Source organism: Rhodoferax sp. ZS1R8, assembly GCF_056521325.1.
Genome location: NZ_JBWMBA010000004.1, coordinates 59,361 through 74,179, shown reverse-complemented (window position 1 = coordinate 74,179; position 14,819 = coordinate 59,361). Strand labels below are relative to the sequence as shown.

General features: G+C 61.5%; 12 protein-coding genes. 5 read left to right on the top strand and 7 right to left on the bottom strand.

Features of this window, described 5'->3' with window-relative positions; genetic code table 11:
• Positions 1-14 precede the first annotated feature (14 nt).
• A complete protein-coding gene (locus AC097P_RS14530) occupies positions 15-797 on the bottom strand; it encodes an SDR family oxidoreductase (protein ID WP_479611145.1) in 783 nt (260 codons plus the stop codon).
• Positions 798-933: 136 nt separating this feature from the next.
• On the opposite strand from AC097P_RS14530, the gene AC097P_RS14525 reads away from it, so the two are divergent.
• Entirely contained in the window at positions 934-2,634 is a 1,701-nt protein-coding gene (locus tag AC097P_RS14525) for an electron transfer flavoprotein-ubiquinone oxidoreductase (protein WP_479611144.1), read from the top strand.
• 89 nt (positions 2,635-2,723) lie between these two features.
• Positions 2,724-3,491, top strand: coding sequence for a substrate-binding periplasmic protein (locus tag AC097P_RS14520; RefSeq protein WP_479611143.1), 768 nt, complete (start codon positions 2,724-2,726; stop codon positions 3,489-3,491).
• Positions 3,492-3,570: 79 nt separating this feature from the next.
• Here AC097P_RS14520 and AC097P_RS14515 read toward each other — a convergent pair whose 3' ends face one another.
• Both AC097P_RS14515 and AC097P_RS14510 read right to left on the bottom strand, forming a co-directional pair.
• On the bottom strand, positions 3,571-4,332 hold the full coding sequence (locus AC097P_RS14515; RefSeq protein WP_479611142.1) for an SDR family oxidoreductase: 762 nt from the start codon (positions 4,330-4,332) through the stop codon (positions 3,571-3,573).
• Positions 4,333-4,501: 169 nt separating this feature from the next.
• Positions 4,502-5,137 (bottom strand): 2'-5' RNA ligase family protein, encoded by a 636-nt coding sequence (locus tag AC097P_RS14510; protein WP_479611141.1) that lies wholly within the window; start codon positions 5,135-5,137, stop codon positions 4,502-4,504.
• A gap of 307 nt (positions 5,138-5,444) precedes the next feature.
• On the opposite strand from AC097P_RS14510, the gene AC097P_RS14505 reads away from it, so the two are divergent.
• Positions 5,445-5,627, top strand: a complete 183-nt coding sequence (locus AC097P_RS14505) for a hypothetical protein (protein ID WP_479611140.1) — start codon at positions 5,445-5,447, stop codon at positions 5,625-5,627.
• Positions 5,628-5,659: 32 nt separating this feature from the next.
• The gene (locus AC097P_RS14500) at positions 5,660-8,419 is read left to right on the top strand and encodes a DEAD/DEAH box helicase (RefSeq protein WP_479611139.1); all 2,760 of its coding nucleotides are present in this window, start codon (positions 5,660-5,662) and stop codon (positions 8,417-8,419) included.
• A 76-nt stretch (positions 8,420-8,495) separates the two neighbouring features.
• On the opposite strand, the gene AC097P_RS14495 is transcribed toward AC097P_RS14500, so the two are convergent.
• Both AC097P_RS14495 and AC097P_RS14490 read right to left on the bottom strand, forming a co-directional pair.
• A complete protein-coding gene (locus AC097P_RS14495) occupies positions 8,496-9,638 on the bottom strand; it encodes a hypothetical protein (protein ID WP_479611138.1) in 1,143 nt (380 codons plus the stop codon).
• Between the two features lie 117 nt (positions 9,639-9,755).
• On the bottom strand, positions 9,756-10,304 hold the full coding sequence (locus AC097P_RS14490; RefSeq protein ID WP_479611644.1) for a DUF3455 domain-containing protein: 549 nt from the start codon (positions 10,302-10,304) through the stop codon (positions 9,756-9,758).
• A 181-nt stretch (positions 10,305-10,485) separates the two neighbouring features.
• Here AC097P_RS14490 and AC097P_RS14485 point away from each other — a divergent pair, with 181 nt between their 5' ends.
• Positions 10,486-11,394 carry an amino acid ABC transporter substrate-binding protein gene (locus AC097P_RS14485; RefSeq protein WP_479611137.1) on the top strand — a complete coding sequence of 303 codons (909 nt, stop codon included), beginning with the start codon at positions 10,486-10,488 and terminating at the stop codon, positions 11,392-11,394.
• A gap of 14 nt (positions 11,395-11,408) precedes the next feature.
• On the opposite strand, the gene AC097P_RS14480 is transcribed toward AC097P_RS14485, so the two are convergent.
• Together AC097P_RS14480 and AC097P_RS14475 are read right to left on the bottom strand one after the other, a co-directional pair.
• Entirely contained in the window at positions 11,409-12,752 is a 1,344-nt protein-coding gene (locus tag AC097P_RS14480) for a sigma-54-dependent transcriptional regulator (RefSeq protein ID WP_479611136.1), read from the bottom strand.
• On the bottom strand, positions 12,745-14,604 hold the full coding sequence (locus AC097P_RS14475; RefSeq protein ID WP_479611135.1) for a sensor histidine kinase: 1,860 nt from the start codon (positions 14,602-14,604) through the stop codon (positions 12,745-12,747). Before AC097P_RS14475 ends, AC097P_RS14480 begins: the two co-directional genes overlap by 8 nt.
• Between the last annotated feature and the right edge of the window lie 215 nt (positions 14,605-14,819).

The following is a 14,819-nucleotide window of genomic DNA, read 5'->3' as shown; positions in this document are numbered from 1 at the left end:
ATGCGCCTGCGGTCTTACACACCAAAGCCATCATCCGCGGAAATGACCGCGCCATTGACGAAATGGCTCTGGTCCGAGCACAACATCACGATCAGCGCATCCAGATCCTGCGGCTGGCCGACGCGCTTGCGTGGCAGCATCTGGATCAGCTTTTGCCCGGCCTCGGTCTGCCAGTGGCGGTGGTTGATTTCCGTGTCAATGTACCCGGGGCAAATGGCATTCACATTGATGCCAAAGCGGCCCCACTCCAACGCCATGGCCTTGGTCATCTGCACCACGGCCGACTTGCTCATGCAATACACACCGATCTGCGGCAGCACGCGCAGGCCTGCCATGGACGCCACGTTGACAATGCGGCCACCGGTGTAGCTGCCGGGTGCCGAGCCCGTGGCGCGCGCCAGCATGCGTTTGCCTACCTCTTGGGCCACAAAGAAGGCACCTTTGACGTTGGTGTTGAACATGTAGTCAAAGTCGTCGGGCGACACATCCTGAATCCGCTGGGTGGTGCTGACGCCCGAGTTGTTGACCAGGATGTCGATGGAGCCCACTTCGGTCTCCGCATGGGCCACAGCCGACTTGATGGAATCGTGGTCGTTGACGTCCAGTTCGATCACATGGGCGTCACCGCCCTCCCCGTTGATGGTGGCACGCAGGTCCTTGAGTTTTTCGACCCGGCGGCTGGCCAGCACCACGGCTGCGCCAGCTGTCGCCAAGGTGCGCGCAAACTGGGCGCCAAGGCCGCTGGACGCGCCGGTAATGAAGGCTACGCGCCCCGAAAGATCAAAGGTGTATGCCATTTAGAGAACCTCCACGAATAAAAAAGAACGACCGTGCTATTGTGCTGATTCAGGGCCTAAAATGCTTGGCAAACCCAACCCTGCAAAGCGTGGTTGGCCGAATCCCGACAATTCCCATTATTGAACGAGACACACCATGACCAACGAGGAAATTCTTGCCCAATTCGGCCCCCGTGAAGCGATGGAATACGACGTTGTTGTCGTGGGCGGCGGCCCCGGTGGCCTCGCTACCGCCATCCGCGTCAAACAGCTCGCTGCCGAGAAGGGCAAGGATGTTTCGGTCGTCGTGTTGGAGAAGGGCTCCGAGCCCGGTGCGCACATTTTGTCGGGCGCCATCATGGACCCGATTGCGCTGACCGAGCTATTCCCCAACTGGAAGGAAATGGGCGCACCGCTGAACCAGCCGGTGCACGACGATGCCTACATGTTCCTTGGCGAAAAGACCGGTGTGCGCATACCCAACGTGTTTTTGCCCCCATTCGCGCAGAACCATGGCAACTACATCGTCAGCCTGGGCGCTGTGACCAAGTGGCTTGCCGAGCAGGCCGAGGGCCTGGGCGTTGAAATATTCCCGGGCTTTGCCGCAGCCGAAGTGCTCTACAACGCCAACGGTTCTGTGAAGGGTGTTGCCACCGGCAACATGGGCGTGGGCAAAGACGGCGAGCCGACTGAGAACTTCCAGCTTGGCATGGAGCTGCTGGGCAAGTACACCGTGTTTGCCGAAGGCGCACGCGGACATCTGGGCAAGCAACTGATCGCCAAGTACAAGCTGGACGACGGCAAAGACCCGCAAAGCTGGGGCATCGGCATCAAGGAATTGTGGGAGATCGACCCCAGCCGCCACGAGCCAGGCTTTGTGATGCACACCGCCGGTTGGCCCATGGAATCCGACACGTACGGCGGCGCATTTTTGTACCACCTGGAAGGCAACAAGGTTGCACTCGGCTTTGTCACCGGCCTGGGTTATTCCAACCCCTACCTGAGCCCGTTTGAAGAATTCCAGCGCTGGAAGACCCACCCGAATATCCGCTACTACTTCGAAAACGCCAAGGGCGAGATCACAGCCAAGCGCCTGGGCTACGGCGCACGCGCCATCAACGCCAGTGGCATCAACGCCCTGCCTAAGACTGTGTTCCCTGGTGGTTGCCTGATCGGTTGCAACGCCGGCTACCTGAACGTGGGCCGCATCAAGGGCAGCCACGCCGCCATCAAGACCGGCATGCAGGCTGCAGAAGCCGCGTATGACGCTATTCAAAGCGGCCGCCAGCACGATGAACTGAGCGCCTACCCCGAAGCCTTTGAGAAGAGCTGGCTGTACACCGAGCTGAACAAGGACCGCAACTTCAAGAACTGGTTCAAGTACGGCCTGACGGTTGCCACCATCATGAATGGCTTTGAGCAATTGATTTTGCGTGGCCGCATGCCATGGACACTGCGCCGCACCAAGCCCGACTACGCCTACCTGAAACCCGCGGCCGAGTGCAAGCCCATCGCCTACCCCAAGCCCGATGGCAAGCTGACCTTTGACCGCCTCTCCAGCGTCTTCATCAGCAACACCAACCACGAAGAGCAGCAGCCCGCCCACTTGACGCTGAAGGATGCGTCGGTTCCGGTCAACATCAACCTTGCGAAATACGCCGGCCCCGAGGCCCGCTACTGCCCAGCCGGGGTCTATGAATTTGTGCCCGACACCGCCAAGGGCGGAGATACCCAACGCCTGCAGATCAACGCGCAAAACTGCGTGCACTGCAAGACCTGCGACATCAAGGACCCCACACAAAACATCGTCTGGGTTACACCAGAAGGTGGCGGCGGGCCCAACTACGCTGGCATGTAGCACGAGAAGCCTGGCAGTGCGCTGGGCGGGGCGTTGTCACGGCCGTGGCGGCTTGCAATCCCACGACACAGTGGTATTCTGAAATATCCATGCGCTACCTGATGTTTCTGACTGCGGGCCTTTTTCTGGCGTTCTCCGCCCGGATTGGTGCAGCGGAACGTGTGGTGGCCTGCGGGGGTGACAACAACTGGCCGCCGATGTCATATGCAACGCCGGGCGACGGCCCAGTCAAGGGCTTTTCGGCCGATGTGCTGCGTGCCATCTTCCGCAACTACACCGACCTGCTGATCCAGCTGCGCCCGTGGGTGCGCTGCCTGACCGAAGTCACGCGCAGCGATGGGGCCGACATCGTGATGTCGTTCCTGCGCAACCCTGAGCGTGACAAACAGTTCCTGTTTTCACGCCCCTATGCCAGCCTGACGCCGGCCTACATTTACCTGAGCAGCCGCTACCCCACTGCGCCCGTGCGTACGCTGGCTGATCTGGCCTCGCTCAAGGTTTGCGCGCTGCGCGGAGCGTCTACGGCTTACACCAAGCTCCCCCCCGACACCATAGACGCGGGTGCCAACGGCTACGCCAGTCTGATGGTCAAGCTGAACAAGGAATACTGCGACGTCATCGTCGACATGCAAGAGGTCATCCAGGGCCACCGCAAACTGGGCAGCATCCCGCTGGTAGCGGGCCAACACACGGTGGCGCTGCTACCCGAAACCGAGCCGCACCCGCTGCATTTCGGTATCGGCCGCAACAACCCCCAAGCCAGCAACCTCGTCGAACGCCTGGACCGTGGCATCCAAACCCTGCAACGATCGGGCGCGCTGGCAAAGATGCAGGCCAACTACCAGCTCAGCCGGTAGGGCCCCGCCGGGCCGCCCCAAAGGCGCCACAGCCCCCGGGGCAGAGAGCGACACGCAGTGGGCGAACGTAGAAGTGAAATTAAGCAGCCGTCAGGCCGCCGTCCACCGGCAGGCCAATACCTGTGGTGAAGCCGGCGGCATCGCTACACAAATACAACACGGCCGCCGCAATTTCTTCCACCTTGCCAATGCGCCCCACGGGGTGCACCAGCACCGCCATCTCAGCCTTTTTGGGGTCAGACGCCTGTGCGCGGCGAAACATCTCGGTGTCGATGACCGCCGGGCACACCGCATTGACACGGATGTTCTTCTTGCCGTACTCCACCGCTGCGCTCTTCGTCAGGCCCATGACAGCGTGTTTGGACGCCGCGTAGATGCCCATCTTGGGCGCCGCAATCAAGCCGGCTACCGATGCGGTGTTCACAATCGCGCCGCCGCCTTGCTTCAGCATCGCCGCCAGCTCGTATTTCATGCACAGCCACACGCCTTTGACGTTCACATCCATGATGGCGTCGAACTCGGCCTCGCTACCATCGGCCAGCTTGCCTTTTTCGATGTCGATACCCGCGTTGTTGAACGCATAGTCCAGTCGGCCATAGGTGGCTACGGCGCCCTCCACCAAGGCCTTGACCTGGGCATCGATTGCCACATCGCAGCGCACAAATATTGCAGTGCCACCGGCATCGCGGATCTGGGCCACCGTGCCCTCCCCGCCATTGGTGTCCACATCCGACACCACAACCTTAAGGCCCTGTGCCGCAAATGCCAGAGCCGTTGCGCGGCCAATGCCGTTGGCAGCGCCAGTGACCAGGGCGACCTGGCCGGAGAATGTTTTATTCATGAAAATTTTCTTTCTTTCAGCCGAATCAGCGGAATAGTTGGCGACTTGCTGTTTGGCATTGCCCAAGTGGCGGGCATAAGCGTCGTGCCGCTACTGTATTGCCAACGGTGCTGATTGGGTGTTCCGCATGTAACACCCACGAATACGCTGGTCGAACGGCTCGCGTGCTTCAGCCCGGCAGCGGCCAATGCCCCAATTCATCGTAAGTGCCGGTGCCGACGTGGCTGTTGATCAGCATGAACTGGGTTGCTGTCCACACGATGGGCTCTATGTCGTGCTTGGCGATACGCGTGCGGTCGTAGGCCACCGTCATATGCGGCGAGAAGCTCTTTTTGACCTTGAGTCCCGCTTGCGCCATCGCACCCCCCAGGGCTTCGCGAAAGGCGACCAAGGCAGCAGTGCCTTCGGGCTCACCCCCCAACACATAGGTGCCGCTGCTGGGAAAACTCATCGCATGGTTGAAGGTCACATCGAATGCATTGGCCTTCAGCGCGTTGCCGGCCGCCAGTGCCCGCTGAACCAAATCCGGTGGAACCTCTTCAAAGTTGCCCAGATCGTGCAGCGTGATGTGCAGGCGGTGCGGCAGCAAGGGCTTGCGCAGCAGCCCGTGCGCGGCGCCAAAGTTGGCGACCTGCAGGGCTATCGGCTTGGCCACTGGCACCGGCAAAAAGATGGAGAAATAAATGTTGAAGGGGTGCTTGCGTTTCTTGACTGGCGTTACTGTGCGCTTGCCTGCAGCTACAGCACTCGGCGGGTCTGCGGTTGCAACATCGCCGTCGTCTGGGGAAATGGTCTGCGTGGACATGCAAACTCCTTGTTAAGAGCCATTGGGGTCAAGCCCAAGGATACGTGGCTTGATCCAGCCGCGTAGTCCGCGCACCGCCTTTACCCCGAAAAGTCTAAGCCTAATCGGGCTGTAGCCCTCGCTGGATGTGCGTAAGCAGCTATAACATTTATAGCAAATATCAAAGGTTACTTTCCCCTATGCACCGTCCAGGTGCAAACCATGCGACATGGGCATGGCCAAAATTCGGCTCTCCGCTTGAAAACCTAGGGAAAACCCTTAATCTACCGGTATCGCAACTCTCCACCCTCGCCGGTGGCACCTTTGTATGTATACCGTGTTTGCCCAGATCGCCCGTTTGTTTGCAGCCACCGCCCCTGCCCCGCAGGATGAAGAAAAAAGCCTCTCACGCCAGTTGATGGACAGCGCCGATGCATGCGCCGGCAACAGCCCCCACCACGCGCAAGAACTGCGCGAAGCCGCATACGCGTACCTGAGCGTCGTGCGCTAAGGGGCGCCCCGTAGCCGCGGCACAATCGCCGCATGGCCCGTGCACCCTCAGGTTCCCCTCACCCCTCGCAGTCTGGCGACGCACGCACCCACAACATCGGCCTCTGGGTAGACGCGCTGCGGCGTAAGGCCGACGCTGCCACGCTCAAAAGCCTGCCCACGCTCAGCGACGCGGACGCCGCCCGCGTTATGGCACTGCTGCGCCAAGATGAAGCTGCAGATCCTGAGCCCGCTCCGGCCTCTAACCCGGAACCACCAGCCGATGGCACGGTTATTGGCCACTTTCGCCCCCGCCTCACGCTGCAAACCCTGGGCCGCGGCGAGGGCCTGCTCGGCCTCAAACCCCAGGGCAAACTCGGTCCGCGTGGTGACAGTGTGACGCTGGCGCAGTTTGACTGGACCTACACCACGCAGAGCGGAGACCGGTGGGAAACGCCCGCCCCCACTTCCATCCTCAACAGCCGTCCACCGGCCGTGCAGGAGTTGTTCGAGACCGGCGGCCCCGTCATGCGCATGCGGCGCGACGTGTCGGCCGAGGCGGACGCTATGGACCGTGTGTGGGACATGGGTTTTGTGCCGCTGGAGCCCAAATCTTTTCAATGGCGCAGCCGTGAACACCCTTCTTTGGGCTCCGCCTGGACGCTACCGCAAGAGGAGTTCTTTGGCGACTTCTGGGCCGACCAGGTGCCCGCCTTGCAGGCCCAGGGCTGGGCGGTCGTCGTCAAGCCCGGTTTTGCGCATGAGAGCGTGCCGGTGCAGCGCTGGAAACTGGTCGTCAGCCCCGACACGGGCGAAATCATGTCCAAAGAGCTGGCCGAGCCCTTGGTCAAGCCCAGTCGCAGCGTACAAAAGCTGCAACTGCCCGCCCGTGAAGGTGCGTGGCTGCTGAGCTTAGGGATTGAGATCGACGGTCAGACACTGGACCTGGCCCCCATGCTGGCCGACCTGCTGCGCCGCGATGCCCGCTGGTTGAACGCATCCATGATTGCCGCCATCGACGACATGGCCATCGTGTCGCTGCGTGCGCCCGGCGGCAAACGCATTGACGCACCGGCCGCTCCGCTGAAAGCCATCGTCGGCGCCATGGTGGACCTGCTGACCGACCCCCAGCGCAACCAAGACCCGGGTTTGCTCAAGCTCGGCGCATGGGAAGCCCGTCGCCTGGATGCCCTGCGTGCCAGTCTGTTGGATGCCCACCGTGTCGGCCCGCACAACACCTGGCAGTTGGAAGGTGATATGGGCCTGGCCAGCCTGGCCAAGCGCCTCCAAGCCTTGGGTGCGCCCCAAGCATTGGCAGCGCCTGAAGGCCTGCAGGTGCGACTGCGCCCCTACCAGCTCGAGGGCCTGGCGTGGCTGCAGTACCTGCGCGCACACAACCTGGGCGGTATCCTGGCCGACGACATGGGCCTGGGCAAAACCGCACAGGCCTTGGCCCACGTGCTCACCGAAAAACACGCCGGCCGGCTGGACCTGCCGGTGCTCGTGGTGCTGCCCACGTCGCTGATCTTCAACTGGCAGGCCGAGGCCCAGCGCATGGCGCCGGGCTTGCGCCTGCTGACGCTGCAAGGCCCGGACCGCGCCGACCTGTTCACGCAGATGGCCGACCACGACCTCGTGCTGACCACTTACCCGCTGCTGTGGCGCGATATGGACGCGCTGGCGGCGCAGCGTTACCACCTGGTCATATTGGACGAGGCCCAGATGGTCAAGAACGCTGGCAGCCGCAGCGCCCGCGCGTTGCGCCGCCTGCAGACCCGCCACAGCCTGTGCCTGACCGGGACACCGATGGAAAACCATCTGGGCGAGCTGTGGGCGCAGTTCGACTGGCTGATGCCCGGCTTTTTGGGCGACGCGCGCCACTTTGCCGCGCGCTGGCGTAAGCCGATTGAAGAGAACGGCGAAACCCTGCGCGCCGCACTGCTGGCCCAGCGTGTGCGCCCCTTCATCCTGCGCCGGCGCAAGCAGGACGTAGCCAGTGAACTGCCGCCGCGCACCGAGGTCATCAAACGGGTCCAGTTGCAAGGCCAGCAGCGCGAGCTTTACGAAAGCGTGCGCGTGGCCGCCGATGTGCAGGTGCGCCGCGTGTTGCAGCGCCAAGGCTTCGGCGCAGCGCAGATCAGCATACTGGATGCGCTGTTGAAACTGCGCCAGGTCTGTTGTGACCCCTATCTGGTCAAAGGAGGAAAACCCGAAAGCACCATGGAGCGGGCCAAGCTGGAATTGCTGGCCGACATGCTGCCGGCGTTGGTGGAAGAAGGCCGGCGCGTGCTGGTGTTCTCGCAGTTCACCGAGCTGCTGGACCTGATCGCCGAGCGGCTGCAATCGCAGGCTCTGCCCTTCCTCAGCCTGACCGGCAAGACCGCGCCGAAAGACCGGGGCAGCGTGGTGCAACGCTTCCAGGCGCAAGAGGTACCTATCTTTCTGTTGAGCCTGAAAGCCGGCGGCATCGGCCTGAACCTGACGGCTGCCGACACTGTGATCCACATGGACCCATGGTGGAACCCGGCCGTAGAAGAACAGGCCACGGCGCGCGCCCACCGCATCGGCCAAAACCAGCCGGTGTTCGTCTACAAGCTGGTCGTGGAAGGCAGCATCGAAGAGCGCATGCTGGAGCTGCAAGCCCGCAAGCTGGCGCTTGCCGATAGCGTGCTGGGGCACGACGCCGCCGGCACCCTGAAATTTGACGAAGCCGATCTACAGGCCCTGCTGGCACCGCTGGCCGCACTGACCGCCGGCTCGCAGACGCCAGAAGAAGCGGCGCGGCGCTGGGGCAGCAGTGGCACGCGGCGTTGACGGACTTGCTATATGCCTAATCGGGCTGTAGCCCTCGTGGACTGTGCGTGAGCAGCTACTGAATTGATAGCGTTTTTTAGCGCAACAGCCGGCGCCGCACACCCATTGAATAGCCGGGCGACTCGCGCTCTGCCGCGCTGCTCTGCTCTGCCAGGGTTTGCAGGTGGCGCAGCAGGTGGGCCTTGCTGCCGCGGTCCAGCTCCGTCTGCAAAGCAGCGGCGGCCTTCAGGGACTGCAGGGCCTGGGCCAGGTCGCCGGACTTTTCTGCGATCAGTGCGTTCTCGCGCTCAATGCGCAGCGCAATGTGTTGGGCATTGGCCTGTTTTGCAGCCTGCCGTGCCGCCACAATGGAGGCAGTTGCCGGCGCCAACTGGCCCAACGCCGACTGGCACTGTGCACGCAGCAGGAACAGCGTGGCCAGGCCCCACACGTGGGAGCAAGCCTTGAGCGCCTTCTGGGCCGGCACCAGCAGCTCCAGCGCCTGCGCGGCGTCGCCCTGCAGCGCGGCCACCTCGGCGATGCGGACCAGGCATTCGCTGGCGATGTCTTCCATCTTTTCTGCCTGCGCCATCGTCTGGCCCTGGCGCAGGCTGGCCAGCGCTTCGTCGTACTGGCCCAGGTGCATCTGGTTGACGCCCAGGTTGACGGTGTTGACCGCCTTCAGCTCGCGCAGGCGCAGGTCGAACCGGGCCCACTGGCTCAGCGGCAGGCGCTGTGTGGAGCTGTCCAGCCGGCCCAGGTTGGCACCCAGATCCGAAAACAATTTGACCGCCATGGCATGCGCATCCAGCGCGTCACAGATCTGGCCTATGCCCAGCTTGCACCAGCTCCAGCTGATGCGGTCACCGTCCCGTTTGGCAATGTCCAGGCCTTCGGTCCAGTAGCCGAGTGCAACGCCGTATTCGGCGCGGGAGTAGTAGGCACGGCCCACCAGGTACAGCATGTGCGATTGCTCGCCAAACTCGCCGCAGCGTTTGGCGCATTCCACGGCCTCCAGCAGCCAGGCGATGGAGGCGTCGGAATAGCCGTCCTGGTCAATGACCAGACCAAAGGTTTGTGCGATCAGCACCAGGGCCGCATCGTCTCCCATGGCTCGGGCCTGTTCCAGAGCGGCCAGGCATTCGCTGTAGAGCGCCGTGCTGCGGCCGCTGCGGCCGGCTTGCTGGAGTTGGGCGACAACGGGTCTGAGGGATCGGTGGGTGGCGTCAAATAGCAGCATGTGATCAAGTATCGCACCCTGCCCCACGAAAAAACCCACAACCCACGTTCTCGCAAACGGGGTTGTGGGTCAAAACCAGCCCTGCATTGCGCCAGGGCTGGCCACTCACATCGGTGATTACATGGCCGGCTTGTAGAAAATGTAGTCGGCCTGGTATTTGACAACCTGTTTGGCGCCAGCATTGCCCGCCGCGCAAGCGGTAGCCGGTGCCACGCCACCCATGGTGTTGACGCGCTGGATGAAGCTTATGCCAGTCATCGCGCCTGTGCCCATAGCCGGGTTGGCTTTGACGAGCTGATTAGGGATATTGCCCGGGGCGCTGGGGGCAACCGCCACCTGCGCGCCCGTCAGTTTGGAGCCATCCATGTTTTCCCAGGTTGCGGGTGGGCCGTAGTATTTGCCGATCTGCTTGCCGCTGCGGTCATTGAGCTTTGCATCTGGCCCGACAAATACCCATTCAAACTGGTCCGCCATGTCTTTCTTGGCGTTGCATTGGTAGGTGATCTCGCCCACACCGACGGTTTCCATGGCGACTTTGTTACCAGCCGGTACTTGCACAGCGGCGGGCAGGTTGGCCTGAGAGTACATCGGCATCGTGGACATGCTGCCGCAGGCCGCGAGCAGGGAAACGGTCAAAACGGAAGCAGAAACAGTGGCTATACGCATCATCATCATGGTTTAACTCCAGGGTTGTGGACGGGTGTCATCAGTCTATACGCGGGCAATGCACCATTGGATTCAAAATTTTTTGACATCCGACTCTGATCGTGTTCACCTCCCAGGCACATGACCACTGGCTTGGCCACCAACAGGGCCGTGCTAGCATAAATGGATGAAATGCAAGGCTATGACACTACTTCGCCAGGCGGCTCTACTGCCGTGCATGGCGATGGTGTTGGCTTCCAGCGCCTGGGCGCAGGGCTCGCCCACGTTGAACAAGGTCGAGCAGACCGGCATGATCACGCTGGGCTATCGGGTGGGTTCGGTCCCCTTCTCCTACCTGGACGGCAAGCTCAACCCTATCGGCTATTCGATGGACCTGTGCTACAAAATTGTGGACGCCGTCAAAGTAAAGTTGAAAATGCGGCGGCTGCAGGTCAAGTTGTTTCCAGTCACGTCGGCCACGCGCATTCCCTTGGTAGTCAACGGCACGGTAGACCTGGAATGTGGTGTCACCACCAACACGGTGGAGCGACAAAAAAGCGAAGCCTTTTCGGTGACCACCTTCGTTGCTGTTAGCCGCCTGCTATCCAAGAAGACATCCAACATCCAGACGCTCGGCGATTTGCAGGGCGAGCCGGTGGTGTCAACAGTGGGCACAACCAGTATTCGTTACCTCTACGAAGTGAACCTCGCGCAAAAGTTGGATATGAAGATTCTGGCAGGGCTGGACGACGCCGAGGCCTTCCAGATGGTGCAGAACGACCGGGCGGTGGCCTACGCGATGGACGATGTGCTGCTGCGCAGCCTGGTTGCCCGCGCCAAAAACCCGGCTGAGTTCAGTATCTCTGAAGAAGCACTGTCCATAGAGCCGTATGGCATCGCGATAACCAAGGGCGACACAGCGTTCAAGCAATTGGTGGACGATGTGCTGGTCGGGATCTACCGCAGTGGTGAGATCCATACCATCTACAACAAATGGTTTCAGTCACCGATCCCGCCCAAGGGGATCAATCTGCAGCTGCCCATGGGAGCGGCTTTGAAGCGGGCCATTGCCAATCCCAGCGACAGCGGCGACCCCAGGCACTACGAGTAGCGGGTTATCCCAGCCTAGCGGTAGCTGTCTATGGACAGTGCATGCCGGTGCAGCTTGTCGTACAGCGTTTTCTTGGCAATACCCAAAGCCTGTGCCACTGCGACCGGGCGGCCCTTGTGCTCTTTCAAGGCTTGCTCGATCAGCACTTTTTCAACCACGTCCATTTGCTCCACCAGTGTGGCCGGCGCAGGTGCAGCCGTGGCCGCACCTTCACCCACGGGCTGCGGCAACTCCAGCACATAGCGGTCGGCCACATTGCGAACTTCGCGCACATTGCCAGGCCAATCGTGGGCCATCAGGTCCTGCATGCGCGGCGCCGTCAGCGTAGGCACTGCACAACCGTACCTTTGCGCGGCCTGGGCCACGAAGTGTTCAAACAACAAGGGGACATCTTCCCTGCGCTCGCGCAACGGGGGCAGCTGCACGACGGCAACGTTCAGCCGGTAGTACAGATCGCTCCTGAATTTTTGCTCGCGGCTGAGTTCCAGCAAATCGCTTTTGGTAGCCGCAACCACGCGGATGTCGACCTTGACCTCGTCGTTGGAGCCCAGGCGCTCAACCTTTCGCTCTTGCAACACCCGCAACAGCTTGACCTGGAACAGCATGGGCATGCTCTCAATCTCGTCCAACAGCAGGGTGCCACCGTTGGCATGCTCTATCTTGCCGATGCGCCGCTTGCTGGCGGTCGTGAAAGCACCCGCTTCATGGCCAAAAAGTTCGCTTTCAAACAGGGTCTCGGGGAGCCCGCCACAGTTGAGTGCGACAAAATTGCGGTCACGGCGTTTGCTATGGTCGTGCAGGCAGCGGGCGACCAACTCCTTGCCGGTGCCGGTCTCGCCGACGATCATGACATCGGCCGATGTGCCCGCCAGCTTCAAGACTTGCTCGCGGACCCGCACCATAGCGGCGGAGTTGCCGAGTAGCGCAACCTCTATGCCGATCTTTTGCTGCAGCTGGGCGCGCAAGTCTTCCACCGCCATGCTAAGTACACGCTTCTCCAGAGCACGCTGAGCAGTTTCGACAAAGCGCTCGGGCGAAAAAGGTTTTTCAATAAAGTCGTAGGCACCCACGCGCATCGCCTGCACGGCCATGCTCACGTCGCCGTGGGCCGTGATCAAGATGACTGGGATCGCCGGATTGATCGAGGCGACGTGGTCCAACAATTGCAAGCCGTTCATGCCGGGCAGCTGCACATCGCTGATGACAATGCCCTGCATGCCGGACCACAGGTGCGGCAGAGCAGCTTCCGCGCAATCGCAGGCCACCACGTCTATGCCCGTCAACTCCAGGGTTTGTGTCAGGCTGCGCCGCACCGTGGCATCGTCGTCCACAAAAACGACCTTGAATCCCTCAAACATGCTTGTCCCCTTGCGCCAACTCCAGATCAAACTCAAACGCCAGCCCTTGCACGCCTTTGTGGACGCGCAAAGTGCCACCAAACTCCCGCACGATATTGGACGAGATCACCAGCCCCAGCCCCAAGCCTTCGCCACTGGCTTTGGTGGTGAAAAACGGCTCAAACAAGCGTGTCATCAATTCATCCGACAAACCCGCCCCCGTGTCTTCCACCCGCACCCGGACACGTTGCCCCTCTGCAGGCAGGGTGCTGATGGTCAACACCCGCACCGTCTGGTTGTGCATGGCGTCCAGCGCGTTGGTGGCCAAATTTACCAGCACCTGCTCCAGGCGGTTCAGGTCGCAACAGACCAGCATGTCCGGCGGAATGCTCACATCCACACGCACCTGCTCAGCCGTGGTGCGGTGTTCCAGCAGGCGCTGCATGTATTGCACTGCAGCCACCAGCGATACCGGCTGATGCACGCCCTGTGACCGGCGAGCAAATGACTTCAACTGCGCGGTGATGCTGCCCATGCGTTCAGTGACTTCGCTGATGGCCTTGAGGTTCTCATCCACATCAGCCATGCGCCCCGCGGCCAGCAACATAGATGTGTTTTTGGCCAGAGCCCGCAGCGCGGTCAGCGGCTGGTTGATCTCGTGAGAAATGCCGGCCGACATCTGCCCCAGCACGGCCAGCTTGCCAGCCTGTACCAGTTCATCCTGCGCCAGCTGGCGCTCCTGCATTTCGTTGACCAGGTCTGCATTGGCCACCCGCAACTCACCAGTGCGCTGGGCTACCCGGCTCTCCAACTGGGCGTTGGCCTCTTGCAGTGCGTTGCGCGCCAGCGAGATCTGGCGCAAGGCCCGGCGACGCTGCCACAAATACAAGGTCAGCAAGCCCAAAAACGCGGCGAAGGCGCCGCCTCCCCAAGCGGCATAGCGGGCGTTGCGCCACACGTCGTGCGGATCAGACAAGATCATGATGTGCCAGCCCAGCAAGGGAATGGACCGCTCTTGTGCAATATGCTGCGTGGCGGTACCCCTGGGCTCCGAAATGCGAACCTGGCGCGCCCCGCGGACGCCGACTTTCTCGACCACCAAGTTCAATGGGCGGATAGGCTGTCGAGGGTATTGCTCCGAGTAGCGCAGGCCCACAGCCGGCTCAGATCCATCAATGCCAACGGACTTGTATTTCCATTGGCGCACCGAGGACATCACCACGACGCCCTCTTCGTCCACCACCAGCAGCTTTTCACTATCGGAGCGTATCCCTAAGTCCATCCACGTGGCCTCCAGCGGATCCAGACTCAGCTTGACCCCGACGATGCCCACGATATGGGCATCCCGTACGACCGACTGCGCAAAATAGTATTCCGACGCGCCGCTTTCGGGGTTGGCGACAAAGACCTGCGACCGTTGCGCCTGCAGTGCGCGCGACAGCAGCGACGGCAAGGTCAGAGCACTGGCCTCGCCTGCGTCGGCGCGGTAGCCTTCACTGGACGCCAACACCGTGCCGGTGGGGTCTAGCGCAAACGTGGTGATGGCACTGGCCCTAACCTTGAAGCTCGCCAGCTTGCGGTTGGCATTGGCCCGGGCCACCGGGCTATCGGGCGCGGCAAACACCGCATTGACGTCGGGATCCATCTCGATCAGGCTGGGCAGGTAGGCGTGCTTGCCCAGTTCGCTTTCCAGTGTGGACGTATACAAATCAAGGTGGCGGTTTGCGATGTCGTCGAGCTGTTCAAACCCCAAACGTTCACTCCACAGATAGGCAGCGACCATGCTGGCCGCCACTGCCATCGACAGGCATAGCCATGCAAGTGCAGAGCCTAGCCAGCGCGGCAGAACGGGGCGGCGATTCAGTGGAGTCATAGCATACGGTGCGCGCAGTATCACCCCAAAATTGGCCCGGACCATGCAGGCCGAGCCCAGCCTCCAACAAATTATTTAGGCGACAAGGTCGGCGCGTGTAGAAGTCCGCACACGCAAAAGATGGCGTGTGCCGATTTCCACACAAAGGTACAACTAAGCGTTAGCCGAGTGGCAATACCTTCTTACAAATCAACGGCTTGCGCGTGTTCGTCGGC